19 protein-coding genes and 1 riboswitch are annotated in these 23769 nt (G+C 66.4%); of the genes, 7 read left to right on the forward strand and 12 right to left on the reverse strand.

Going from position 1 to position 23769, the window contains the following annotated elements:
• Window positions 1–223: 223 nt before the first annotated feature.
• Window positions 224–568, forward strand: a complete 345-nt coding sequence (locus JOF55_RS00490; protein ID WP_374727194.1) for a DUF485 domain-containing protein — start codon at window positions 224–226, stop codon at window positions 566–568.
• The gene (locus JOF55_RS00495; RefSeq protein ID WP_310267814.1) at window positions 565–2175 is read left to right on the forward strand and encodes a monocarboxylic acid transporter; all 1611 of its coding nucleotides are present in this window, start codon (window positions 565–567) and stop codon (window positions 2173–2175) included. The genes JOF55_RS00490 and JOF55_RS00495 overlap by 4 nt, the downstream gene beginning before the upstream one ends.
• 105 nt (window positions 2176–2280) lie before the next feature.
• Here the strand turns inward: JOF55_RS00495 and JOF55_RS00500 are convergent, their stop codons facing one another.
• From JOF55_RS00500 to JOF55_RS00515, 4 genes are all read right to left on the reverse strand, one after another.
• Window positions 2281–3096, reverse strand: coding sequence for an ABC transporter ATP-binding protein (locus JOF55_RS00500; protein WP_310267817.1), 816 nt, complete (start codon window positions 3094–3096; stop codon window positions 2281–2283).
• A gap of 22 nt (window positions 3097–3118) precedes the next feature.
• Window positions 3119–4156: a FecCD family ABC transporter permease gene (locus JOF55_RS00505; protein ID WP_310267819.1), complete on the reverse strand. Its 1038-nt coding sequence runs from the start codon at window positions 4154–4156 to the stop codon at window positions 3119–3121.
• Window positions 4153–5181, reverse strand: a complete 1029-nt coding sequence (locus tag JOF55_RS00510) for an ABC transporter substrate-binding protein (protein ID WP_310267824.1) — start codon at window positions 5179–5181, stop codon at window positions 4153–4155. The genes JOF55_RS00505 and JOF55_RS00510 overlap by 4 nt, the downstream gene beginning before the upstream one ends.
• 62 nt (window positions 5182–5243) lie before the next feature.
• Window positions 5244–5421, reverse strand: a riboswitch (cobalamin riboswitch).
• Window positions 5422–5589: 168 nt separating this feature from the next.
• Window positions 5590–6345, reverse strand: a complete 756-nt coding sequence (locus JOF55_RS00515; protein ID WP_310267826.1) for a TetR family transcriptional regulator — start codon at window positions 6343–6345, stop codon at window positions 5590–5592.
• Window positions 6346–6525: 180 nt separating this feature from the next.
• On the opposite strand from JOF55_RS00515, the gene JOF55_RS00520 reads away from it, so the two are divergent.
• Window positions 6526–7680: an acyl-CoA dehydrogenase gene (locus JOF55_RS00520; RefSeq protein ID WP_310267827.1), complete on the forward strand. Its 1155-nt coding sequence runs from the start codon at window positions 6526–6528 to the stop codon at window positions 7678–7680.
• A gap of 90 nt (window positions 7681–7770) precedes the next feature.
• Here the strand turns inward: JOF55_RS00520 and JOF55_RS00525 are convergent, their stop codons facing one another.
• Window positions 7771–8202, reverse strand: a complete 432-nt coding sequence (locus tag JOF55_RS00525) for a hypothetical protein (RefSeq protein WP_310267829.1) — start codon at window positions 8200–8202, stop codon at window positions 7771–7773.
• A 323-nt stretch (window positions 8203–8525) separates the two neighbouring features.
• Between JOF55_RS00525 and murJ the strand changes: the two genes are divergently transcribed.
• Complete coding sequence (gene murJ, locus JOF55_RS00530; protein WP_374727334.1) at window positions 8526–10094, forward strand: murein biosynthesis integral membrane protein MurJ; 1569 nt, start codon at window positions 8526–8528, stop codon at window positions 10092–10094.
• Between the two features lie 10 nt (window positions 10095–10104).
• Here murJ and JOF55_RS00535 read toward each other — a convergent pair whose 3' ends face one another.
• The 6 genes from JOF55_RS00535 to JOF55_RS00560 all read right to left on the reverse strand — a co-directional run bounded on the left by JOF55_RS00535 (window position 10105) and on the right by JOF55_RS00560 (window position 17655).
• Window positions 10105–10833, reverse strand: a complete 729-nt coding sequence (locus tag JOF55_RS00535; RefSeq protein WP_310267836.1) for a type 1 glutamine amidotransferase — start codon at window positions 10831–10833, stop codon at window positions 10105–10107.
• Window positions 10830–12191, reverse strand: coding sequence for a Mur ligase family protein (locus JOF55_RS00540; protein ID WP_310267839.1), 1362 nt, complete (start codon window positions 12189–12191; stop codon window positions 10830–10832). The genes JOF55_RS00535 and JOF55_RS00540 overlap by 4 nt, the downstream gene beginning before the upstream one ends.
• Before the next feature lie 642 nt (window positions 12192–12833).
• On the reverse strand, window positions 12834–13700 hold the full coding sequence (locus JOF55_RS00545) for a siderophore-interacting protein (protein WP_310267845.1): 867 nt from the start codon (window positions 13698–13700) through the stop codon (window positions 12834–12836).
• Between the two features lie 285 nt (window positions 13701–13985).
• Window positions 13986–16421 carry an FtsX-like permease family protein gene (locus JOF55_RS00550; RefSeq protein WP_310267847.1) on the reverse strand — a complete coding sequence of 812 codons (2436 nt, stop codon included), beginning with the start codon at window positions 16419–16421 and terminating at the stop codon, window positions 13986–13988.
• On the reverse strand, window positions 16418–17134 hold the full coding sequence (locus JOF55_RS00555; RefSeq protein ID WP_310267850.1) for an ABC transporter ATP-binding protein: 717 nt from the start codon (window positions 17132–17134) through the stop codon (window positions 16418–16420). Before JOF55_RS00555 ends, JOF55_RS00550 begins: the two co-directional genes overlap by 4 nt.
• The gene (locus JOF55_RS00560; RefSeq protein WP_310267853.1) at window positions 17131–17655 is read right to left on the reverse strand and encodes a PadR family transcriptional regulator; all 525 of its coding nucleotides are present in this window, start codon (window positions 17653–17655) and stop codon (window positions 17131–17133) included. The genes JOF55_RS00555 and JOF55_RS00560 overlap by 4 nt, the downstream gene beginning before the upstream one ends.
• Before the next feature lie 428 nt (window positions 17656–18083).
• Between JOF55_RS00560 and JOF55_RS00565 the strand changes: the two genes are divergently transcribed.
• Both JOF55_RS00565 and JOF55_RS00570 read left to right on the forward strand, forming a co-directional pair.
• Window positions 18084–19580, forward strand: a complete 1497-nt coding sequence (locus tag JOF55_RS00565) for a potassium/proton antiporter (protein WP_310267856.1) — start codon at window positions 18084–18086, stop codon at window positions 19578–19580.
• Between the two features lie 96 nt (window positions 19581–19676).
• Window positions 19677–21038, forward strand: coding sequence for a cytochrome P450 (locus JOF55_RS00570; RefSeq protein WP_310267859.1), 1362 nt, complete (start codon window positions 19677–19679; stop codon window positions 21036–21038).
• 67 nt (window positions 21039–21105) lie between these two features.
• Here the strand turns inward: JOF55_RS00570 and JOF55_RS00575 are convergent, their stop codons facing one another.
• A complete protein-coding gene (locus tag JOF55_RS00575; protein WP_310267864.1) occupies window positions 21106–22545 on the reverse strand; it encodes a DUF2254 family protein in 1440 nt (479 codons plus the stop codon).
• 349 nt (window positions 22546–22894) lie between these two features.
• Here JOF55_RS00575 and JOF55_RS00580 point away from each other — a divergent pair, with 349 nt between their 5' ends.
• On the forward strand, window positions 22895–23680 hold the full coding sequence (locus JOF55_RS00580; RefSeq protein ID WP_310267867.1) for a metal-dependent hydrolase: 786 nt from the start codon (window positions 22895–22897) through the stop codon (window positions 23678–23680).
• Window positions 23681–23769 lie beyond the last annotated feature (89 nt).

The following is a 23769-nucleotide window of genomic DNA, read 5'->3' on the forward strand; positions in this document are numbered from 1 at the left end:
GCGCCGGGGCCGACGGCAGTGGTGGCCTACTGCAACGCCACCTGACCACCCCACGACGCCACAAAGCGCGCACCGACACACCTTCGGACCACTCGACGCACGCAGAGCACCGCTCGTGAACCGCTCGTCGCACAAACCGTCGATCGAGCCGATGAGGATACCCAAACGAATGTGACCTGCCTAACGTATCGCCGACTATTCGTCACACGCAGAGAGGCATTCGTTGAGTACCACAGACCCCGTGACCGGGCCATCCGAGCCCGATGTGTGGAGCGAGGTCCATTCCAGCGCGGAATTTGTCGCCCTACGCAGGCGGCTGCGGACCTTCGTATTCCCGATGACCGGCCTGTTTTTGGCCTGGTACCTGCTCTACATCCTGCTGGCCGACTACGCCCACGGATTCATGTCCATCAAACTCGTCGGCAACATCAACATCGGCCTGGTCTTCGGCTTGCTCCAGTTCGTGTCCACCTTCGTGATCACAGCGCTGTACGTGCGCCATGCCAACCGCAATCTGGACCCGATCGCAAGCAAGATCCGCAGCGAGGTCGAGGGAGACACGGAATGAACACCCTCGCACAGAGCATCGAGGGCACCAACCCGGCCCTGAACATCAGCATCTTCGCGGCCTTCGTCGCGATCACTCTGCTCGTGGTGTTCCGGGCAAGCCGCAACACCAAAACCGCCTCCGACTACTACGCCGCCGGACGCGCCTTCTCCGGCCCCCAGAACGGCATCGCCATCTCCGGTGACTACCTTTCCGCAGCATCCTTTCTCGGCATCGCCGGTGCGATCGCGCTGTACGGCTACGACGGATTCCTCTACTCGATCGGATTCCTCGTCGCCTGGCTCGTGGCATTGCTGCTGGTCGCCGAATTACTCCGCAACACCGGCAAGTTCACCATGGGTGACGTACTCGCCTTCCGGATGCGACAGCGCCCCGTCCGCGCGGCGGCAGCGACCTCCACACTCGCGGTGAGCTTCTTCTACCTGCTCGCGCAGATGGCAGGCGCCGGCGTCCTCGTCTCACTGCTGCTCGGCATCACCGGCGAGGTCGGCCAAGGCATCGTGATCGCCATCGTCGGCATCATCATGATCGTGTATGTCCTGGTCGGCGGTATGAAAGGCACCACCTGGGTACAGATCATCAAAGCCGGCCTGCTCATCGCCGGAGCAGCAGCCATGACCATCTGGGTGTTCGCCACGTACGGCTTCAACCTCTCCGGGCTGATGCAAGCAGCAGTGGACCGAGCAGGCGAAGGAGGCGAAAAGCTCCTCAACCCCGGCGCCAAGTACGGCGAATCCGCGATGAGCAAGCTCGACTTCCTCTCCCTCGGCCTGGCCCTGGTGTTCGGCACAGCCGGACTCCCCCACGTGCTGATGCGCTTCTACACCGTGCCCACGGCCAAGGACGCCCGCCGCTCCGTGGTGTGGGCCATCGTCCTGATCGGCCTGTTCTACCTGTTCACCCTGATCCTCGGATACGGCGCCGGCGCCATGGTCGGACCGGAGGCGATCAGGAACGCCCCCGGCGGAGTGAACTCGGCAGCACCGCTGCTCGCACAGGCTCTGGGCGGACCCGTGCTGATGGGCTTCATCGCCGCCGTCGCCTTCGCCACCATCCTGGCTGTGGTCGCAGGCCTGACGATCACCGCCTCGGCCTCCTTCGCCCACGACATCTACGCCAACGTGATCAAAAAGGGACAGGTCGACAGCAAGAACGCCGAGGTCAGGGTCGCCCGGATCACCGCCGTGGTGATCGGGGCATTCGCCATCGTCGGCGGCATCCTCGCCAAGAACCAGAACGTGGCCTTCCTCGTCGCACTGGCCTTCGCCGTGGCCGCCTCGGCGAACCTGCCCACGCTGCTGTACTCGCTGTTCTGGAAACGGTTCAACACCTCCGGAGCACTGTGGAGCATCTACGGCGGACTGGCCACGGCAATCGTGCTGATCATCTTCTCCCCCGCGGTCTCCGGCAGCGAAAGCTCCATGATCAGCAGTGTCGACTTCCACTGGTTCCCACTGCAAAATCCCGGGCTGGTGTCCATCCCGCTGTCGTTCTTCTTCGGCTGGCTCGGCACCGTACTCTCGAGCGAACACAACGCAGCCAAATACGCCGAGATGGAGGTGCGCTCGCTGACCGGAGCGGGCGCCGAAAAGGCCACCACGCACTGACCGGCATGGCCGTCTTCAACGGGGTCTTTGCCGCCACGCGCGGCAAAGACCCCGTTTTTTCCTTCCCCACAGCGGACCCCTTGCCGAAGCAAACGGAGATCACTGTCAAGGCCCATGCTCTGCTGACGAAGCACTCGCTCTGTGGCCGGTGAAATCCTCGAAAGGCAAGAAACGCACAGAAGGGCGGCCACCCGGCCCGTCCGGGGTCACAACGGTGTTGACGTTGTAGACGTCGGCGATGAGCTCCTCGGTGAGCACCCGCGCCGGAGTACCCGCCGCCACAGCCCGGCCTTCCGTGAGCACCACGAGACGATCGCAGAACATCGCGGCCAGGTTGAGATCATGCAATGCGATCACACTGGTGACCGGGATACGGACGACGAGTGCGAGCAGTTCCAGCTGGTGCTGGATGTCGAGATGGTTCGTCGGCTCGTCCAGCAGCAGCTCTCGCGGCTCTTGGGCGAGGGCACGGGCGATCTGCACCCGCTGACGCTCACCCCCGGACAACGTATGCCACGACTGCGCGAGCTTGTCCTCCAGCCTGGTGTACTCGAGGGCCGTGCGCACCGCGGAATCGTCGTCAACCGAAAGCGCGGACCATGCCCGACGGTGCGGAATGCGGCCCAGCCGGACGACGTCGAGCACACTCATGTCGACCTCGGTGGTCGCATGCTGCTCCACAACCGCGACCTGCCGCGCCACCGCCGTACGACCCAGCTTTCCCAACGAGACACCATCGAGGCTCACCACGCCCGACGACGTGGCCCGCACACCAGCCAGCAGCCGCAACAGCGTCGACTTGCCCGAACCGTTCGGCCCGAGCAGCCCGATCGTCGACCCCGGGTGGGCTTCGAGGCTGACACCATCGACGATCATCCGGCCACCGGCCTGCCACGAAACGTTCTCGGCACGCAAACTCATCGCAGAACTCCCCCGCGCACGATCACTGCGGCCGCCGACTCCGGTAGAGGATCAACACGAACGCAGGCACCCCGATCAGCGAGGTCATCACACCGACCGGAAGCTCTTGGGGATCCAGGGCTGTACGCGCGACGGTGTCGACCCACACCAAAAAGATCCCTCCGACCAGTGCCGTGGTCGGTAGCAGCCTGCGATGACCGGGACCGACAATCGCGCGAGCGGCATGCGGCAGCACGAGCCCGACAAACCCGATCGCCCCGGCGGCACTCACCAACGTCGCCGTCAGCAATGCGGTCACCAGGAGAAGCAACGACCGGCTCCGGGCCACGGAGACCCCCAGCGAGGCCGCGGCATCCTGCCCGAAAGTGAACGCATCGAGCACAGTGGCCTTGGCAGCACACACCAGTAGCACGATGCCCAGGACACAAGCACACAGCCCCACGTCGAACCAGTCCGCGCCACTCAACGATCCCAGCAACCAGAACAGCACCCCACGCGTCTGCTCGGCATCGGCCGAGGACATCACGATGAACGAGGTCAGCGCCGAGAACAGCTGCATTGCCGCGACACCGGCCAGCAGCACACGGTCCGGCGTCCCGCCCACCGCACGGGCCAGCAGCAGGACAAGGGCGAACGAACACAGTGCCCCGAAAAACGCGCCGGTGGACAGCGACACCATGCCGCTGCCGATCCCCAGCACCACCACCAGCACCGCACCCGTGGATGCGCCCGAGGAAATGCCGAGCACGAACGGATCGGCGAGCGGATTGCGCAGCAGCGACTGCATGACCACCCCGCACATTCCCAGACCCGCACCGCACACAGCGGCCAGCAACGTGCGCGGAAGACGCAGCTGCCAAACGATCCCGTCGCGAATCAGCGAAAGCCCCGACTCACCCAGACCGATGTGCTCGGCGACGACCGCCCAGACAGCGCCGAGAGCGAGGTCGGCAGGACCGATCGTGATCGCAAACGCAATGGACAGGACCAGCAGCACCAGGCCACCAACCCACAAGGTGGCCGTCCCCCGGACTCCGGCGCGGGTCGAGAGCGCACTCAACCGGCGAGCCCGAATGCGCGCAGCGCCCCGGCCACCTTCTCCACCCCGTTGACCGTGCGGATCGAGGGATTCATGGCGGCACCACTCAGCAGGATGTACCGCTGGTTGCGAACCGCCGCCATGTGCCGAGTGACCGGGTTGGACTCGAGGAACTCGATTTTGCTCGCCGCCGTTTCGGCGGTCTGACTCCGGCGGGTGAGATCGCCGAGAACAAGAACATCGGGATTGCGGGCGGCGACGGTTTCCCAGTTGACCTGTGGCCATTCCGCACGGGTGTCATCGAAGACGTTCTTCGCCCCGACCGCATCGGTGATGATGCCCGGCGCGCCGCAGCAACCGGCCATGTACGGCGACTCGGAGTTCGCGAACCAGTACAGCATGGTCACACCGGAGGCATCGATGTCCTCAGTGGCCTTGTTCATCCGTCCCCGCAGCGCGGCGACCAGTTCCTCGCCGCGCTGCTCGACTCCGAAAACCCGCGCGATATCGCGAACCGCGCCGTAGATGCTCCGCATCGTCAACAGCTTGCCACGCCGGCCATCGCCATCCCCCTCGTTGTTCTTGATGCAGTCGGCCGGGGATACGTACAGGGGCACACCAAGTTCGCCGAAGTCGGCGCGTGAAGCGACTCTTTGCACGGTGGCCTCGAACGAAGCCGACACGAAGTCCGGTTCCTCGGCCAGCACCCGCTCGAAGGAAGGCTCGTTGTCCGCCAGCCGGGGAACCGTGGCATTCGCCGCCTCGAGTCCTTGCAGTACCGGATCGGTCCACGTCGCGGTGCCGACCATCCTGTCGGCGAGACCGAGAGACAACAGGATCTCGGTCGATCCCTGATTGAGCGAGACCGCCCGCTCGGGCGGGGATTCGAGCGTGATCTCCCTGCCACCGTTTTCGATCGTTCTCGGGTAACCCGCGATGCTCTCCTCTACCCTGCCGGTGGGGAAGTCCCCACCACACGCAGTGAGCAGTCCCACGATGAACACGAGCGAACCGGCAAGCGGCAGCATACGGCGCGATGGCGCCATGGCGATCCCTTTCCCTCAAAGACTCAGTCGCGGAGTCTGGCGGTTGTGCCCCGGGCCGCAGTAGCAGCCCGGAGATGCCAGCAGGTTTTCGGACTCGGGATCACGCGGACGAGGCGCCTTCCCGGATGCTCATCCAGTGGCCAATGCCTCGCCCGTCACCCTCACCGCTGCGCGTCAGCTCCGGATTCGCACCGGATTCCCTGGCCCATCAAGGGTTCGACTGGCAGCGGCAAGCTATCAGGGTGCTTCTTGGCCAGGGTTTCCGGGTTGATCGATTTTCGCTTGTCGTTGCGGTGTTGGTGGTGTGTTGGGTGAAGGATTTATTTTACTCAACACTGAAACAGTAATAATTACTAAATAATGATGGCATGTAATTTGCGAGGCCTCATGGCACCGGGTGCCATGAGCTTACTCGTCCGGCAGCTCGCGGAGCACATCCTCGATCCGTGCCCGGACATCCGCTGCGGAGGCGGCCGTTTTCACCACACCGACCACGACCTGGTCGGTGGACTCGGCCTCGCGGCGTGTCTCCTGCCCGCCCCAGGAATCCTCCACTGCTGCGGCGACAAGTCGGAGTGCTTCGCGCAGCGCGCCGTGCGCGTCGGTGGCGCCGCCGCTTCTGAGCCATTGCCGCAGGATGTGGTTGTGCGTGGCGACGACTGCGGCAGCCCCCACCGCCGCGCGCAGGTCACCGTGGGGCTCCTCGCCGTACCGGTACCGCAGGTAACGGGCGAAGACACGCTGGTAGCGGTCGATGCTGGCGATCTCCCTGTCCCGCAGCGACGGCACCGTTCGGGTCAATGCGAAGCGCTTGAGCGAGATCTCCGGTTCGGCCAGATACATCTCCAGCACCACCTCGGCCGTGTCACCGACCACCGACAACGGTGATTCGGCGGTGTCGGCGGCCTCCAAGCGTTCGACCACGGCAGCGAGTCGCTCGTCGTGATCGGGAAAGACGACTTCCTCCTTGGACCGGAAGTACCGGAAGAACGTCCGACGGCCGACGCCGACCTCCTCGGCGATGTCCTCGACCGTGGTGGCCTCGTAGCCCTGCGCGGCGAACAGGTCCAGCGCGGCCACCGCGAGCGCGCTGCGAAGTCGCCTGCGTCCGGTGACGGTGCGTCCGGCGCGGGGCTTCGGGGCGGGTGCGGCGGCCTCGGGCATGACCGAAATGTAACAGGAGCGGATTGCTAATGGCACTCAGTGCCGTTACGATCGGTGTTGCGGCATGCAGGCGGCCGTTCCCACGGTCCGGTTCTCGGCACGAGGTCCCTCCCTGCCCTGCCTGATGCCGGGACCGAATCAGGCACGATCAGCGGTAACGCTGCGGACAGGAGGCGCGTGGTGAATCCCAGCTTCGAGACCTACCAGTTGGCCGACGAGCACAATGCCCTGCGCGAGGCGGTGCGGGCGATGGCCGAAAAGGAGATCGCCCCCTACGCCGCCGAGTGCGACGAGCAGGAACGCTTCCCGCGCGAGGCCTTCGAGGCACTGGTCAAGTCCGGTTTCGCGGCGGTGCACGTCCCCGATTCCTACGGCGGCCAGGGTGCGGACTCGGTGGCGACCTGCATCGTCATCGAGGAGGTCGCCCGCGTGTGCGGTTCCTCGTCACTGATCCCGGCGGTCAACAAGCTCGGCACCATGCCGATCCTGCTGTCGGCCTCCGAGGAGCTCAAGCAGCAGGTGATGCCCTCGATCGCCTCCGGTGCTGCGATGGCCTCCTACGCCCTGTCCGAACGCGAGGCGGGCTCGGACGCGGCCTCGATGAAAACCCGCGCCCGGCAAGACGGCGACAACTGGGTACTCAACGGCACCAAGTGCTGGATCACCAACGGCGGAGAATCGAGCTGGTACACGGTCATGGCCGTGACCGACCCCGACCAGGGAGCCAACGGCATCAGCGCCTTCGTCGTGCACGCCGACGACCCGGGTTTCGAGGTCGGCGGCAAGGAGAAGAAGCTGGGCATCAAGGGGTCGCCGACTGCCGAAATCCACTTCAACGACTGCACCATCCCCGGCGACCGCATCATCGGCGAACCGGGCACCGGATTCAAAACGGCCCTGCGCACCCTGGATCACACCCGCCCCACCATCGGTGCGCAGGCCCTGGGCATCGCCCAGGGTGCACTGGATGCCGCGGTCGACTACGTCAAGGAACGCAAGCAGTTCGGCACGGCCATCGCCGACTTCCAAGGCGTGCAGTTCATGCTCGCCGACATGGCGATGAAGATCGAGGCCGCCCGCCACATGGTCTACGTCTCGGCCGCACGCGCCGAGCGCGGTGAGGGCGAGCTCGGGTTCATCTCGGCAGCGGCCAAGTGCTACGCCTCCGATGTGGCCATGGAGGTCACCACCAACGCGGTGCAGCTGTTCGGTGGCGCAGGCTACACCCGCGACTTCCCGGTCGAGCGGATGATGCGCGATGCCAAGATCACCCAGATCTACGAGGGCACCAACCAGATCCAGCGCATGGTCATGGCCAGGACACTGCTGAAGTGATGTCCACAGCGGACTCGCCGTGGCCGGCTCGGCGGTCGATGATGTGCGGAGGTGGGCATCGGGAGTTGCCGACGGTAGCGACTCGCGCACTCATCCCGGCGGCGGATGCCTGCGCAGAGGTCGGGATATCGACCGGGTGATCGTGTCCACGAAGTCGTCGACGTCGCTTCGGACTTTCGCGACCGCCCACGCATGACCGCACTGATCCCATGCGACCAGGTCCGCGGTCCCGACGGTGGCCAGCCGGGCGAGCACTTCCTGCGACCAGTACCGGGAGGCGGGCACGGCCCGGAACGCAGCCCAAGCACCGAGATTGTCCGCGGACAGTGCCCGCGCTTCGGCACCACTGAGCTCCCACTCGGGCCGGTACCGGCTCCATCCGGCACGCAACCGCATGATCCTGGCCAATCCGTACAGGAAGCCACCGACCGAGCCGACCGCACAGGCGATCCCCCCATGCCTCCACGCGTCCAGACAAACGATCCACTCCGGAAAATCCTCGAAAACCTCGCCACTGTTCATCGCCCCACCCCCAGGAGCCGCATGTCGCGCCTGAGGCAAGTATGCGTGCCGTCCGAGACTCCCGCAGTTCTTTGCGCAGCACCTTTGCGTATCCGGGCGGCAACCCGGCAATAACCGCCCCGGGCGCCGCATCCTCCAACACCGGAAAATTCACCCGGACGGACATCGCCGTCTTCGTTACCGTCGGGCTGACCGGCCCTACCTCCGGTTGCACACGGAACCGGCACCGACGGCACTGATCGAAAACGAGGACTGCTGTGGTCGACCAGGCCAAAACACCGGCGGAACCCCGCTCCCCCTCCTTGAGCAGAGCCAGCGGGGCCATGGCCGTGGCCACCATGACCAGCCGGATCAGCGGCCTGCTCGCCAAGGTGCTCCTGGTGGCCGTGCTCGGCCTCGGCGTCATCAACGACTCCTACACGGTGGCCAACACCCTGCCGACGGTGATCAACGAACTCCTCCTCGGCGGTGTGCTCACCAGCATCGCCGTCCCACTGCTCGTTCGCGCCCAACAGGACGGGCCCGAACACGGCGAGTCCTATGCCCAGTGGATGATGACGATGGGCGCGGTGCTGCTGGTCGGTGCCACCGCGCTGGCCGTGGCGGCGGCTCCCCTGCTCACCGATCTCTACCTCGGCTCGCAGACACGCGCCAACGCCGCGCTGACCACCGCATTCGCCTACCTGCTCTTACCCGGCGTCGTCTTCTACGGCATGTCCGCCCTGTTGGCCGCGATCCTCAACGTCCGCGGAGTGTTCGGCCCACCCGCATGGGCTCCGGTGGTCAACAACCTTGTCGTGATCATCACCCTGGGGGTGTATACGGCAGTACCGGGGGAGATCTCCACCCACCCGGTCCGCATGGGTGATACCAAGCTGCTGATCCTGGGAATCGGCACCGCCCTGGGCATCACCTTGCAGGCCGTGACCATGGTGCTGGTGCTCAAACGCACCGGTTTCCGGTTCCGCTGGCGCTGGGGATGGGACCACCGGCTGTCCGAGTTCGGTTCGCTGGCGTTCTGGGTGCTGGTCTACACGATCTTCAGTCAGATCGGCATGATGGTGGCCATCCGCGTCACCAGCCAGGGCACTCCGGGCAGTGTGGCCACGTTTCACTACGCCTGGCTGCTGTCCCAAATGCCCTACGGGGTACTCGGCGTATCTCTGCTGACCGCACTCATGCCCCGGATCAGTCGCGCTGCCACCGAGCAGGACACCGAGAATTTCGTCAGTGACCTTTCTCTGGGCACCCGGATGAGCACGGTGCTGCTCATGCCGATCAGCGCGCTCATGCTCGTGGCAGGTGACGCCATCGGCGTCGCGTTCTTCTCGCTCGGCCAGGGCAGTGTGGCCGCCGCGGACCGGCTGGGAATCACGCTGGGCTTCTTCGCCGCAGGCATGGTGCCGTTCGCGATCACCATGCTGCAGCTACGGGCTTTCTACGCCCTGAAGGACTCACGCACCCCGGCGATCATCAACGCGATCATGGTCGCCGTCCGCAGCGTCCTGTGCTACGTATCCCTGGCCGTGCTCGACCCGCAGCACCTGGTCATGGGGGTCGCCGTCGCGATGTCGCTGAGCTTTCTGCTCGGCGCCATCGTCGGCCAGATCTGGCTGCACGCACGACTGGGGCGACTACGCACCGGCAGTGCCCTGATCAGCATCGCACGTGCCGCTGCCGCCTCGGGCGTGGCCTCCGCAGCCGCCATCGCCGCACTCGGCGGTATCCGCGCGTTGACGGGGCCACTCGCACCGGTGCCGTCGGCCTGGCTTGCGCTCAGCGTGGAAAGCGCGGTGATCCTCGTACTCAGTTTCGGCTTGCTGGCGCTGTTTCGGGTCCCCGAACTCGCACCGGCCACCGAACGACTCCGGCGGCTGGTCCGTCGCGAGTGAGCACCGCCGCTCACGCCCTCCCGCTACCGACCGCACGAGTGCGTTCGGCGCGCAACGCGGTCAGCTCCGGAAACTCGGGCAGTTCGGCAAGCGCCCCACCGACGGCCCATTCCAGGATGGTGTCGGTCAACGCCGGATTGCGCGCCAGGATCGGACCATGCAGGTAGGTGCAGACGATGTGGCCGCTGACCACACCCTCCACTTCGCCGTACCCGTTTCCGATGCCGTGCCGGACATGGCCGAGGGGGCGGGCTCCGTCGGCGAGTTCCGTGCGACCGAGATGGTTTTCGAAACCGGTCAGCGTACCGACACCGGCGAGCGTGGAATCGGCCGTCACCTCACCGATCGCGCGGCCGTGTCCCGGCTCGCTGACGACGTCGACCAGGCCGATCCCGTCGTGCTGTGCTCCGTCGCCGGTTCGGAAGCGAGTTCCCAGCACCTGCAACCCACCGCAGATACCCAGCACGGGCACCCCCGCATGCGCAGCGCGCTGCAGCCCCCGCCCGCGGGACAGGAACCGCACTGCTGCTTGCTGGGCGACGTCCTCGCCACCACCGAGGAGGTAGATGTCGCAGGAGTCGGGAACCGGATCCGATGCGGACAGGATCGTCACGATCTCACTGGGAATACCCCGCCACTCCAGTCGCCGCTGCAACACGATCGCATTGCCCCGATCACCGTAGGTGCCCAGCAGGTCCGGCAGGACCACCGCGATACGCAGTACCGATTCACTCGTCATGGTTTCGTGCCCTTCGCGAACAGGTCACGGAAAGCCGTGTAGTTGGCGATCACGTCCGGCGTGTCCTCGGACATCGCCGCCAGCGCGGCAGGCACGCTCGAAGCGACCTCACAGCGCACCCCGGCATAGCGCAGACGCACGGCCAGATCCAGGGCACGCTCCCCCGCCACCGTCACCCCACGATCCTCCAGTGACTCGAAGGCGATGTCCCACAGCCACGACACGTCGTAACCGTCGGCTTCCTGGCTGTTGACCACGAGGATCAGCGGTCGCCGATGCGTCGAAACCAGATCGAGCATCTCCAGCCAGCTCGCCGGGTTCTTGGCCAGCAACAACCGCACGGTCCGCCCTGCCAGCACCACCGTGCCGTAGCGGCCGTGGGCCTGATCGATGCTGCCGATACGGGCCAGTACCGCTTCGATCCCGCCGCCCAGTTCCCGTGCCGCCGCCAACGCAAACGCGGCATTGGTCCGGTTCACCTGCCCGGGCAGTCGCAGGGAAAGCTCGTGATGAGCACCGTCCGGCCCGGTCAGGCCGGACGCGTCGACGGTCCAGTCCGCCGCCGGGCGCGACAACCCGCAGGAGCACCGCCAATCGTGATCGACATTCTCGAGGAAGGCACCGCACCGTGGGCAGTTGAGGGCATCGTCCTTCCAACGCCCTCCCCCTGAGATCCAGGTGACGTTCGGATGGTCGGCGGCCGCCGAAACAACATTGGGATCGTCGGAATTGGCGACCACATGCGCCCCCGGTGCCTGCCGCAGCGCCCGGCGGATGCTGTGCTCGACGGTGCGGATCTCACCGACCCTGTCGAGCTGGTCCCGGGTGAGGTTGAGCAGCACGATCACCGCCGGCTCGAACTGCCCCGTCACCTGGGCCAGGTGCAACTCGTCGACCTCGAGAGCGGCATAGGATGCCTGTGGCCGCATCATCAAGGCCGCGACATGACCATCGAGCATGTTGGCGCCGGTGGCGTTGCTGACCGTCTCCCCCGATGCTCGCAGCGCTTCAGCCACCATCTGGGTCGTGGTCGTCTTGCCGTTCGTGCCGGTGATCATGACCACGCGGGTGCCCCGCACCAGATGCGGCAGGGCTCTCGGCTGCACCGTCATCGCCACACGGCCGCCGATGATGGCACCACTTCCCATCCCCAGACGTCGGGACAGGGTGGCGGCCGTCCTGCCCGCCGTGAATGCCAGGACCGTTCGGAGACCCCTCGGGCGCAGGGCCGCGGACAGTGCTTTCGGCGTGGGCGCAACCACACGCCATCGCTGCTGTGTGGCAGGTCCGTGCGCGGAAACCGCGTCACCATTGCTGCGCGTGTCGTTGTCCCGTGACTGTGCCTGCGTCTGTCTCATGCGGCGATCCCTCCGTCGGCCGGCGCACCGTTGGTGAACATCCGTCCCGGTCACCTCCCCCTGGCGCGGTGGGCTCCGGCACGGTGATCGCATTCATCACCGGCTGCCGGAGAATCCCTCGCATGCTGTTTGTGTGTGGCTCGCCTCGAGCACGGTGATCACCGAGCGTGCCCGATATGGGATCGCCACCAGTCTATGGTGTTCATCCCTTGTCGGCTCGCTGATGAAAGCGAGCCGAACTGTCACGTCATCGTGTGGAACCTGTTCTCCCCGCTGACACTACGGGAGATCGCAGGGGATCCGACACGGCCGAACAGGCAGTGTTCGCACCGACTCCATGTCGAGAGCCTCCTCTCCGCACTGCTTGACGCAGGCTCACGACATGCAGCAAGCTCGATACTGCCTTCAGTGAGCATCAGCAACGTTCACGGTTGACCGTTTTCCACCAAGGAGGGTCGTCGTGACGGAAAACCTGATCTTGATACTGCTTTCCGTCGTCGCGCTCGGCGGCATCATGTGGACGGTGTGGGATATCCACCTGGACCGACGCCGACGTCGGTAGCCGTCGCACCGAGGAAAACCGAGCACAGCGCAAGCCGATCGACACGGGTTTCTCCTGGTGGCGCCGAGAAAACTCCGGGCTCAGCCGCGATCGTTCTGCGGGTCCTCGGTCGTTCCCGGACGCCAGTAGCCCATGAAGGTGACCGCGCGGCGGTCGAGGCCACGGTCGTCGACCAGATGTCGCCGGGCTGCCTTGACCATGCTCGCCTCTCCGGACACCCACGCGTACACATCGTCGGACGGCAGTGGCATGGATCGAAGCTCCTCCAGCAGCGCCGTACCCCGCCGCCTGCCGAGTTCGCACCGGGGAAGCCAGTGGATGTCCAATTCGGCGGAGGTGACCAAGGACTGAGCATCGGCGGCTTCCGGAATCTCCACCAACGCGGTCGCTCGTACCCCCGCAGGCAGTGTCTCCAGGATACTGCCGATGGCGGGCAGCGCGGTCTCGTCGCCGACGATCAGCGTGTGTCTGCCCAGCATCCCGAGGTCGTATTCGACGCCACCCGCTCGGTCGATGTGCTCGCAGTGCGCGTTCGGCCCGAGAACACCGATGCGGTCTCCGAGTCGCGCACGTTGAGCAAAAGCCGAACCGGGGCCGGTGTCGCCGTGCACCACGAAGTCGATGTCGAACTCATGGCTCTCCGGGCGGTAGGCACGGATCGTGTAGGTCCGGGGCACGGGACGCAGCCGTCGTGGCATGGCTCGGACCGCCCGGATCGTCGGATCCTCCTCCGGCAGACGGGGAGCGTCCTGGCCCGGTAGCGGAAACAGCAGTTTGCTCCGCTGATCCAGTCCACCGCTGGTCATCCCGGCCAGCTCCGCACCGCCGAAGGTGATGCGGACGAGATTCGGACTCAATCGCCGCACACCTGTGACCTGGGCGGGAAACACCACATAGGCGGGGACCGTGGTCGCGGTCCCGGGGCGGACCGGTGCGTTCGTGGCCATCGGCGGACTCCGGACGTGCATTACTGGGCATCACAGGAAACCGCCGGGCAGCACTGAATCCGAGAGCATCCGGATGATCCCGACTGCACGTGAAGACCGAGCCACCTCAGCGGTTAACCAAGGCTAGCCTCATCTTTCTGTCTCTGCCGGGTGGGACCTTGCTGGCTGGAGAATTTATTTCGGTCAACACTGATATGATAGTTATCAGCAAATAATGAAAGCATCGCCATGCACGTGCGGGGTCGGTACCCGACACGTCGGGTACCGACCCCGCACGGCTCGAATTCACTCGGTATGCAGACCGTCCGGATGCATGGCCCGGCGCAGGGCGGGCATGGTCAGCGCGGTGACCACCAGCAATGACAGTGCCGCAATCGCCACCAAGCCCAGTATGCCCAACGGGTCGAAGGTGAGCTCGTCCATTCCGGTCACTATCACCACGAGTACACCCAGTGCCAAGCCGACCAGAACGGCCAGCACCACGGCGACCAGCATCGGTACGGCGTTCTGCAGGAAGGCCGACCACCCCAGTGTTCGGCGGCGGGTGCCGACCGCGGCGAGCACGGCCGTCTGCCTGCGTCGTTCCTGGATCTGTTCGGCCGCCGTCACGAACAGGCTGCATCCGATGAGCGCGAAGGTGACCAGTGCACCGAGCAGCAGGCCGTAACGGATCATCGCGTAGAGATTGGTGGCAATCGCGGAGTCGGGAGTGAGCCGGTACGCCGAACTGAAATCCAGGTACTCCGCGGCAACATTACGCACCCGTTCGATGGCTTCCTGAGGTGCCGAGGCCGCGAAATCGAGCCCCACCTGCACGCTGCGCGCCCACCACGGGATTCCCTCGGCGGCCTGCGGGGTCAGCACCAGGCCGGACAGGGATACGGGACCAATTATTTCCCCGCTCTGCGGGAGTCGCCGGAATTCCTGCGGTGCCTGCCAGATGGCCGACTCGGTGGCGCGATCCTGCGAACCCCTGGGATCGTAGTGGCCGGCCGCGATCGACAACCGTTCGCCGGCACGCACCGGTTCCTGCGATGATCGCGACTTCGGTGCCTGTTGCGAATCCTGCGGAGATTCCCGGAAGGCCTCGCCGTTGCGGCACCGGGTGATATCGCGCAAATCCCTCAGCGTGGCGCAGTCGGCGATCGTCGCCCGGACCTGGTGCGTTGTGCGATAGGTATTCGCAGAATCCGTATTCCCGAGCAGCGCGGTGGCGAAACCCTCGACGTCGCGCGTCGACGGGAGGCCCGCCAGAGCACCGATCAGCCCTTCCAAGCTCCGCTCGGGTCCCGCCAGACTCCCCCTGACGGAGACCCCGTGCCATTTCTCGAGCACGGGAGCATTCGGCTCCGAGGTGGAATCGGTGTACTCGGTCGCGGCGGTGGCCATGACCGTCTGCAGTCCGATGATTCCGGTCATGACCACGGCGATCGCACTGACCGAACGTGCGGCGGTGCCGCTGCTGAGCTGCAGCCGCCGCAGCGCGAGCTGCCACGGCAGCGACTTCGCATGCACCCGGTGCACGACACGCTCGACACCCCAGGGCAGGATCAGCGGCACGCCGATGAGCAGCAGCACGATCGAGCCCAGGAAGGGAATCTGGAGTTCGCTGGCGCTTCCCGAATCGGTCCCGACGAAGAGCAGACCGAGGATTCCCAGGGCCATCGGCATCAGCCGCCAGACCATCCTGCGCTTTCGCGGCGTGACCTGACGCATCACTCCCAGCGGTTCGATGATCGTGTTCCGCATGGCCGCCTGGGCGGTGGCCACCGCGATGACCGGGATGGCCAGTGTCACCAGCAGCACCGCCCACCAGTCGGGGTGGATGTCGGAGGCGAACACGGAGAATCCGATGATCGACAGGTGCCCTGCCAGTTGCCGTCCGGCGAGGAAGAACAACCACCCGACCAGCACTCCGAGCATCGCACCCACGAGCGCCTCACCGGAGGCAATACGGCGGATCTGGTTGCCGTCGGCGCCGACCAGTCGCAAAGCGGCCAGTCGACGTGACCGGGCGGCCTCGGCCAGCCGGGTGGTGCTGGCCACGAACACGACCACGGGCACCAGCAGCGCGGTCACGCCGAACGCCAGCACGACCCACAGGTCCGGCGGCAAACTCGTCGTATTGTCCGACCGATTCCGCACGGAATCCGGATAGACAGCGGCCACGCTTGTACCCGTTGCCGACAGGTCCGTGGCTCCGGTGTAGTAGAGCAACTCGTCGGGGCTGACCAGCCCTTCCTCGTCGATCACACCGGTGATCTCACCGGGCAGTCGCGGCCGCAACAGTTCCCCGCCCGGGCTTTGCAACAGGTCCTGCAGTGCGGGCGAGACCACCATCTCACCCGGTCCGGGGAATCGTTCCACTCCCTGTGGAACCGGCGCGTCCGGAGCCTGCGGCTGCAACGCCCGACCGGTAATGTGTTCACCACGAAACGTCGTGCCCCGCAGCGCAGTCAGCAACACGGGATCCTGGTTGGGCACGGTGCGGTAGATCCCGCCCAAGCGGGCTTCCTGGACCTCCTCGCGGGCCTGCCACATGTTCGGCACCGAGGAGGCCAGCAGCAGTACCGCCACGCCCAGGCCCGTCCCGATCGCGGCCAGGATCAGCCGCCCCCAGGGGGTCCGGTTGCCCCCGACAGCCAATCGAACCCCGAGCCGGAAGTCGCTGATCCGGGTGCGCAGGGCCCGGAAGTTCGGGGGCTTGTCGTGCTTGCTCATCGGGCCGGCTCCTGCTCCTGCTGCGTACTTCCGTCCCGGATCACGACCTCGCGGTCGGCATAGGCGGCCACCCGAGCTTCGTGGGTCACCAGCACCACGGCCGTGTTCGACTCCTCGGCCACATCGGACAGCAGGGTCATCACCTGCTCACCGGCCAGGGAGTCCAGAGCCCCGGTCGGTTCGTCGGCGAAGACGACGACCGGGTCGGCCACCAGCGCCCTGGCCACGGCGGTGCGCTGTCCCTGCCCACCGGAGATCTCCCCGGGACGGTGATCGGCGATCGCGGTCACCTCGAGCCGCTCCAGCCAGTGCGCGGCCCGCCGCCGTGCCTCCTTGTGACGCACACCCGCCAGCCGCAACGGCAGGGCGACATTTTCGGCCACGGTCAGTTCCGGGACCAGTTGGCCGAACTGGAACACGAAACCGAAGTCGGTGCGGCGCAGCGCGCTGCGCTGTTCGTCGGACAGGGCCGTGATGTCGCGGCCGCCGTAGTGCACCCGGCCGTGTTCCGGCGCGAGGATGCCCGCCAGGCAGTGCAACAGCGTCGACTTGCCCGAGCCGGACGATCCTGTCACGGCCACTGTCTCCCCGGCACCGATGGACAGGCCCGCCCCCCGCAATGCCGGTGTCGGGCCGAAGGACAGGTACAGGTCCGAACCGGCCAGTACCGGTTCGGCGCCCTCCCGGTGATCGGGTGGTGCGTCCATGGTCATGGAGCGATCTCCTTGGTGAGTTGTTCGAGGCGGCTCACGGCCAGTTCGAGCCACCGCAGGTCGGCTTCCAGGTGAAACAGCGAAAAGTCGTGCACGAGCTGGGCCGTCGGGTCGGCTTTCGACTTGCGGCGCGTCAGATCACGCATCACCTCCATGTGCGCTTGGCGCTGGGCGTCGAGCACATCGTGGGCGTCCCGACCGGACAACACCGCCAGCACGACCTTGGTGAACAGGGTGTTGTGCAGGTCGGCAATCGGCTTCTCCGGTGTGGACAGCCACCGTTCGAGCGTGTCCACGCCCGCATCGGTGATCGAGTACCGCTTACGTTCCGGCCCCTCGCCGGACTCGACGCCGTCCACGGCAACCAGCTCGTCCCGCAGCAGTCGCGACAGGGTCGAGTAGACCTGCCCGTATGCCAGGGAACGGTTCTGGCCGAAGCGTTCGTCGTAGGCCCGCTTGAGGTCGTAACCGTGCCGCGAGCCGCCTTCCAGGAGCCCGAGCAAGGTGAGACCGATCGACATGGGGAGAACTATACACACGGTTTATACGCGCCATCTATACACCCGGTTCATAGATGGCGCGCACGGCGTAGCCGATACTTCGGCCGGGGATTTACCAGGGATTTCAAGGCGAGAGAACGCATGCTCGGCGATGGACCGACACCGGCACTCCCTCGGCGCTACGAAGGCGGCGTGCCCATGGAAAAATCGCGCTCGCCCGCGACGACTACGATCACGCCCGGTACCGGGGGACATCAGTGTCGATCACACCGAGGCGACGGGAGTTGCTCCTTGCACAAGACCGATCCCGGCCGGAGCAACGAGAACGCAGCGAGGAAACCCGCCCGCCTCGGAATGCGGAGAGCCACCGATACGGGGCCACGGCCGAGGATCCTCACCATACCGGCAGGCCGTACCCTGGCGCGTAAGCTTTCCTGTTCTGCGATGCGATGAACTTACAGCAGCTGTACCTGGCGCTGCTGGTGGGCGGCCTCGTCCTGCTGGCCAGCATCATCGCCACGCGCTTTGCCTCCCGCATCGGACTCCCCAGCCTGCTGGTGTTCCTGATGGTCGGTATCGCTCTCGGCGAGGACGGCCTGGGCGTGGATTTCGACGATGCCCAGATCGCTCAGAACCTCGGTACGGCGGCCCTGGCAATCATCCTGATCGAAGGTGGGCTGACCACCAAGTGGTCCGATGTGCGCAGGCTGCTGGCCCCTGCCGGGGTATTGGCCACCGTCGGCGTCGGCGCCAGTACGGTGATCACCGCCGCGGGCGCGCATCTCCTGCTGGGCCTGGACTGGCAGCTGTCCCTGCTGCTCGGCGCGATCGTCTCCTCCACCGACGCCGCTGCCGTGTTCTCCGTCCTGCGGGTGTTGCCGCTGCCCCGGCGGGTGGCCGGTCTGCTGGAAGCGGAATCCGGCTTCAACGATGCCCCGACCGTGATCCTGGTCCTGCTGTTCAGCACCACCCCATTGCAGCTGGAGCCGTGGAGCATCGCCGGTGACCTGCTCTACCAGCTTTCCCTCGGTGCAGCGCTCGGGCTCGCCCTCGGCTGGCTCGGCGCCAAGGCGCTGCCCCGCATCGCGCTTCCCGCCTCCGGTCTGTATCCCCTGGTCGTCTTCGGACTCGGCATCGTGGCCTTCGCCGCCGCCGGTGCGGCCCAGGCCAGTGGCTTCATCGCCGCCTACCTCACCGGAGTGGTGCTGGCCAACGCCGGACTGCCGCACCGCTCCGCCACACGGTCCTTCGCCGAGGGGCTGGGCTGGCTCGCCCAGATCGGTCTGTTCGTCCTGCTGGGCCTGCTGGTCACCCCCAGCGAACTGCATCACGAGCTGCTGCCCGCACTGGCCGTGGGACTGGTGCTGCTGCTGTTGGCCAGGCCCATCTCGGTGCTGGCTTCCGTGGCCGGGTTCAGGGTGCCGTGGCGGGAGCAGGCCTTCCTGTCGTGGGCCGGTTTGCGGGGAGCAGTGCCGATCGTGCTGGCCACCTTCCCCGTCGTACAGGGCGTCCCCGGCAGCGACCGCCTGGTGGACATCGTCTTCGTCCTGGTCACGGTCTTCACGCTGGTGCAGGGGCCGAGCCTGCGCCCGTTGGCGCGCAGACTGGGGCTGATCCCCGCCGAAGCCACCCGTGAACTCCAGGTGGAATCCGCACCCCTGGATTTCCTCGGGGCCGAGCTGCTGACGATCACGATTCCCTCCGGGTCCCTGCTGCACTACGTGACCATCGTCGAACTCCGGCTGCCCGACCCCAGCGTCATCACCCTGACCATCCGCAAGGGACATACATTCGTGCCCCAGCCCGACACCTGGCTGGAGTCCGGCGATGAACTGCTCATCGTCACCACCAGCACGCAACGCGAGGCCACCGAACGCCGACTGCGCGCGGTCAGCCGCCGCGGCAAGCTCGCACACTGGTTCGGCGAATACGGCGGTCCCGACTGAGCACGGCCGGAACGGCTCGTCGCAGCACCGGTGTTTGTGCCGACGTTGCGCCGGGGATCTCTATACGGGCGTCGTAGATCGCGATGAGGGTGAAGCATGGACGAGTCGCAGCACAGCCACAGCGCTACGGGCACGCTCGCTCGCGCCTCGATGGCGGATGCGGTGCGATTCACCGGAAAGGTCGTGCTCCCGATGCTTGCCGGTGGACTCATCGCACGCCGTCCGAGGGCGATGGCCGCGATCGAGCGATGGCAACTGGATCGCACGGCGGTGGCAGCACTGCAACGGCTGCGGCGACGCTACGGTCCCGGACCACTTCGGCTGCGGGTCGCGGGCCGCTCGCTGGTCCTGCTCCTGGCGCCGGCGGACGTGCAGCACGTCCTTGCCGAGTCCCCGGAGCCGTTCACCCCGGCCAGCCGCGAGAAAGTGGGCGCACTCGCGCACTTCCAGCCGCACGGCCTCCTCATCTCCCGGGGAAACGTACGCACGCAGCGGCGGCACTTCAACGAGACCGTGCTGGAGGCCGACCGGCCGCTGCACCGGCTCTCGGAATCCGTACTGGCCAAAACCCGTGCGGAGTTCGGCCTTGTGTCCGAGGACGCGGGCTCGGCGGGACATCTGGACTGGGAGATGTTCAGCACCGGCTGGTGGCGCACGATCCGGCGTATCACTCTCGGCGACGGCGCACGTGACGCCGAGAACGTCACCGACCTGCTCGGCAGCATTCGTGCCGATGCCAACTGGGCTTATCTCCGAGCAGCACGCACGGGGCTGCGGCACCGTTTCCTGCGCGAACTCCGCACCCACATCGACGCCGCGGAGTCGGACAGTCTGGCCGCACTGCTCCGCGAGACGCCGGCGGAGCAGGGGGTGGACCGACACGGCCAGGTGCCGCACTGGCTGTTCGCCTTCGACGCGGCGGCGATCGTGGCCTTTCGAGCGCTGGCCCTGCTGGCCACCCATCCGCAGCAAGCCCGGCAGGCCCGTGCGGAACTGGCCGGGCTCGACCTGTCCCGACCGCAGGAGCTGCCCTATCTCCGGGCCTGCCTTCTCGAATCGGTACGGCTGTGGCCGACCACGCCCGCGGTGCTGCGACAGAACATCACGGCAATACCGTGGCACGGCCGGATGATCCCGTCCGGGACCTCGTTCCTCGTGTTCACGCCGTTCTTCCACCGCGACCGGCAGACCGTGCCCCACGCCCACGAGTTCGCCCCGGACATCTGGCTGGACGGCCGTGCCGCCGACCACCCCGCCCTGGTGCCCTTCAGTGACGGAGCAGCCCGGTGCCCGGGGCGGAACCTGGTGCTGTTCGTGGCCGGCACCGTGCTGGCCACCCTGCTGCAGCGACACCGGTTCCACCTTCGCGCACCGGCACGTCTCGATGCCGACCACCCGCTGCCGTTCTCGCTGAACAACTACGGTCTCGACTTCGCGGTCGAACCGATACCGCGCTGAGCGGCGGTCGGTGCGAGCGCCGGTAACTCCCTCGCCCTCTGCACCACGACCAACCGGCCGGACACGCTCAGTCGGGACTGGCGAGACGGTTCCTCTCGTGCAACTGCTCCTTGATCTGCCCGATGCGCCGGGCGTCGTTATACAAATCGGCGTTGTGCATGGACTGCCGCAGCAGGTCGAAGCCGTCTTCCAGTTCGACCGTGAAGACATGCCGCGTCATGGTGGGCAGAACGCGCTGGAGTCGGTTGAGGAGTGTCCGCTGATCGCTCGGCTCCAGACGCGGCAATGCTCGCGAGAGAGCGATGAGTACGTCGCTGCAGGTCTGGTGTTGTCCCGAGATACCGGAAGCCGCGATGGCACCGGTGAGTCCGTCGATGATCCTGTCGGTCACCCGATCGTTGTAGACCAGCGGCAAGGGACCACCGAATGACTCGGCAGGTGGATGGATGTCCGGACCGCAAAAGTCCGCCAGCAGACTGTGCAGCGTCTCCACCGCAACCCGTGCCCCCTCCAGATCACCCGAGACCGCCGTGGCCGACCACGCCATGCTGCTCAATTGGTCCACGGCATACCCGGCATCGCGGTCGATGTCACGCATCCGGCCCAGGGTGAGCGCGTCGAGGACCGTCTCGGCAAGCCGATGCCGCTGCAGTGCGCTGCCACCGCGCACTTCGGCCACGGTGGCCCCCGGCACCACGTGATCGCCCATGGCCACGACCAGTTCGACCTCCACCGCACCCCCGGTGCGGTCCAGGGCCTCGGCCAGCAGTCTCCCGTCGATGTGCACGAGGTAGCCGACCCGTTCCGCGATGACCTCGGCGCTGGGCGCACCCTCCTGCTGCGACTGTGCCCGGCAGCGGGCCAGCAACGGTCGCTGGCCCGCCCGAGCGCGCAGCGCCATCTCCTGGATGAGCCACACGGTCGAACTCGGTCGCATCTGATCAACCGTGCTGTAGACGAACACCAGCAAGAGGATGAACGTGGCCGAGGACAGCAGCAGCGTCAACGTGCCCGAGATGATCGCCTCCCCCGGTGGCACGAGGGTGAGGATCAGCAGGCAATAGATGGTCAGGCCGATGAACATCCCGAAGAAGGACTGGTTGATCTTTCGACGCAGGAACTGATCGAAGACCACGGGGCTGTACTTCGACGACTGGTGCTGCACGGCCATGAGCAACACGAAGAAGATGATCGAGATGACCGTGAGCAGACCGGGGGTCACGGTCGACAGCAGCATGCTGGCTGCCTGTGGGGACACGACAACGGCCACGGCCTGACGCACGGCCTGCCCCCAGAGCCCCGCGTTGCGGTCCAGGACGATTCCCCCCGCCGCGAGGGCGAGCCACACGCCGGTGATCAGCAGCGGCAGCAACAGAAATTCCTGGAGCGCGTACCGTGCTCGGTTCCGATGGCGCGGGCGCGCCCGTCCACGGCGGTCGGTGCTGCCTCCGTCGACCTGTTCGGCCATGGCCGCACCGACCTCCGTTTCACCGTGGACAAGACTCATCCGCATCCGCATCGAAGGCTGCGGACACCAACCCGATGCACGCGACGAGCACACCGGGCTTCTCCGGGTATGCCCACCACGGCGCAATTCCTAACTCCTTCGCGAAGTCAACGATTTTCCGCGCACCTGCCTGATCGTCCCGACATCCGCTGCGAGCTCCGCCGAGCCGCGGCGGTACAACCGTGGGGACACAAAAAGTTGATCAGTAGCGGAGTTCCGCCGCAGGCTGCCCGCCCGTTCTCGGCCGGGATCGCCAGCGGGAATGTTGTGCTCCCGAAAGGATGTGAGGCTGCGTGCGCCGTCACGATCGATCCGCCGATACGACTCGTCGTGTGGCCGGTGATGCCGCATGATGCGCGCCGGACATGCGATCACCGGCCTGTGTGCCGGACTTGCCGCCGCACCCGCGTTGGGGGTGACCAGCCCGTCGGCGGTGGTGCTCGGCGGAGTCGTCACCGCCGGGGCCGCGTTGTTGCCGGATCTGGATCACCCGGGAGCCACCGCGAGTCGTCGGCTCGGTCGGCTGACCCGAGGTCTCTCCCATGGTCTGCGGGCCTGTTCCGCGAGCCTGTACGCGGCGACGAAAGGCCCCCGCGATGAGAACGGCAACGGCAAGCACCGGCACATGACCCACTCGCTGCTGTTCGCCGTGCTGCTCGGTGCGCTGGTGTGGTTCGGCTCCCAGCTCGCGGCCGAATGGCATCCGGCCGCCGGATTCGCCGCCGTCGTCGCGCCCGTCCTGTTCTGTCTGATGTTGGCCCAGGCCCAATTCGGACATTGGGTCGCCGTGGCCACCACCGCGGCCGCCATGCCGATCCTGACCGGCCAGGACGGACCTGTCGCCGCGATGAACGACCTGGCCGGGCCGATCGGCGTGCTGATCGGCCTCGGATGTTTCGTGCACTGCTTGGGCGATGCAATCACCAAGGCCGGGTGCCCGTTTCTGTTCCCGATCCCCATCGCAGGCGAAACCTGGTACGAGATCCGCCCACCTGCATTCCTGCGGTTCCGCGCCGGAGGCCGCGTGGAGAAGGTCCTGACCACGGTCGTGTTCATCCCGCTGGCCGTGTGGCTGCTGCTGATCACCCTCGCACCACTGGATCCGACCGGTCTCATGGCCACCATCGGGCTCTGATCCGGCACGTGTCGCTGCGCAGCGCCCAACTCGAGCCGCAGCGGCCGAGGCAGGCGAGTCGGTCCACCAGCGTTGGTCAATTTCTCGAG

Source organism: Haloactinomyces albus, assembly GCF_031458135.1.
GTDB classification, from domain to species: domain Bacteria; phylum Actinomycetota; class Actinomycetes; order Mycobacteriales; family Pseudonocardiaceae; genus Haloactinomyces; species Haloactinomyces albus.

What these genes read in the sequence shown, in the direction of transcription:
- JOF55_RS00495 (WP_310267814.1), top strand. Translation starts at nt 565, where the DNA reads ATGAACACCCTCGCACAGAGCATCGAGGGCACCAACCCGGCCCTGAAC.
- JOF55_RS00500 (WP_310267817.1), bottom strand. Translation starts at nt 3,096, where the DNA reads ATGAGTTTGCGTGCCGAGAACGTTTCGTGGCAGGCCGGTGGCCGGATG.
- JOF55_RS00510 (WP_310267824.1), bottom strand. Translation starts at nt 5,181, where the DNA reads ATGGCGCCATCGCGCCGTATGCTGCCGCTTGCCGGTTCGCTCGTGTTC.
- JOF55_RS00515 (WP_310267826.1), bottom strand. Translation starts at nt 6,345, where the DNA reads ATGCCCGAGGCCGCCGCACCCGCCCCGAAGCCCCGCGCCGGACGCACC.
- JOF55_RS00525 (WP_310267829.1), bottom strand. Translation starts at nt 8,202, where the DNA reads ATGAACAGTGGCGAGGTTTTCGAGGATTTTCCGGAGTGGATCGTTTGT.
- murJ (WP_374727334.1), top strand. Translation starts at nt 8,526, where the DNA reads ATGGCCGTGGCCACCATGACCAGCCGGATCAGCGGCCTGCTCGCCAAG.
- JOF55_RS00535 (WP_310267836.1), bottom strand. Translation starts at nt 10,833, where the DNA reads ATGACGAGTGAATCGGTACTGCGTATCGCGGTGGTCCTGCCGGACCTG.
- JOF55_RS00540 (WP_310267839.1), bottom strand. Translation starts at nt 12,191, where the DNA reads ATGAGACAGACGCAGGCACAGTCACGGGACAACGACACGCGCAGCAAT.
- JOF55_RS00545 (WP_310267845.1), bottom strand. Translation starts at nt 13,700, where the DNA reads ATGGCCACGAACGCACCGGTCCGCCCCGGGACCGCGACCACGGTCCCC.
- JOF55_RS00550 (WP_310267847.1), bottom strand. Translation starts at nt 16,421, where the DNA reads ATGAGCAAGCACGACAAGCCCCCGAACTTCCGGGCCCTGCGCACCCGG.
- JOF55_RS00555 (WP_310267850.1), bottom strand. Translation starts at nt 17,134, where the DNA reads ATGACCATGGACGCACCACCCGATCACCGGGAGGGCGCCGAACCGGTA.
- JOF55_RS00560 (WP_310267853.1), bottom strand. Translation starts at nt 17,655, where the DNA reads ATGTCGATCGGTCTCACCTTGCTCGGGCTCCTGGAAGGCGGCTCGCGG.
- JOF55_RS00565 (WP_310267856.1), top strand. Translation starts at nt 18,084, where the DNA reads ATGAACTTACAGCAGCTGTACCTGGCGCTGCTGGTGGGCGGCCTCGTC.
- JOF55_RS00570 (WP_310267859.1), top strand. Translation starts at nt 19,677, where the DNA reads ATGGACGAGTCGCAGCACAGCCACAGCGCTACGGGCACGCTCGCTCGC.
- JOF55_RS00575 (WP_310267864.1), bottom strand. Translation starts at nt 22,545, where the DNA reads ATGAGTCTTGTCCACGGTGAAACGGAGGTCGGTGCGGCCATGGCCGAA.
- JOF55_RS00580 (WP_310267867.1), top strand. Translation starts at nt 22,895, where the DNA reads ATGATGCGCGCCGGACATGCGATCACCGGCCTGTGTGCCGGACTTGCC.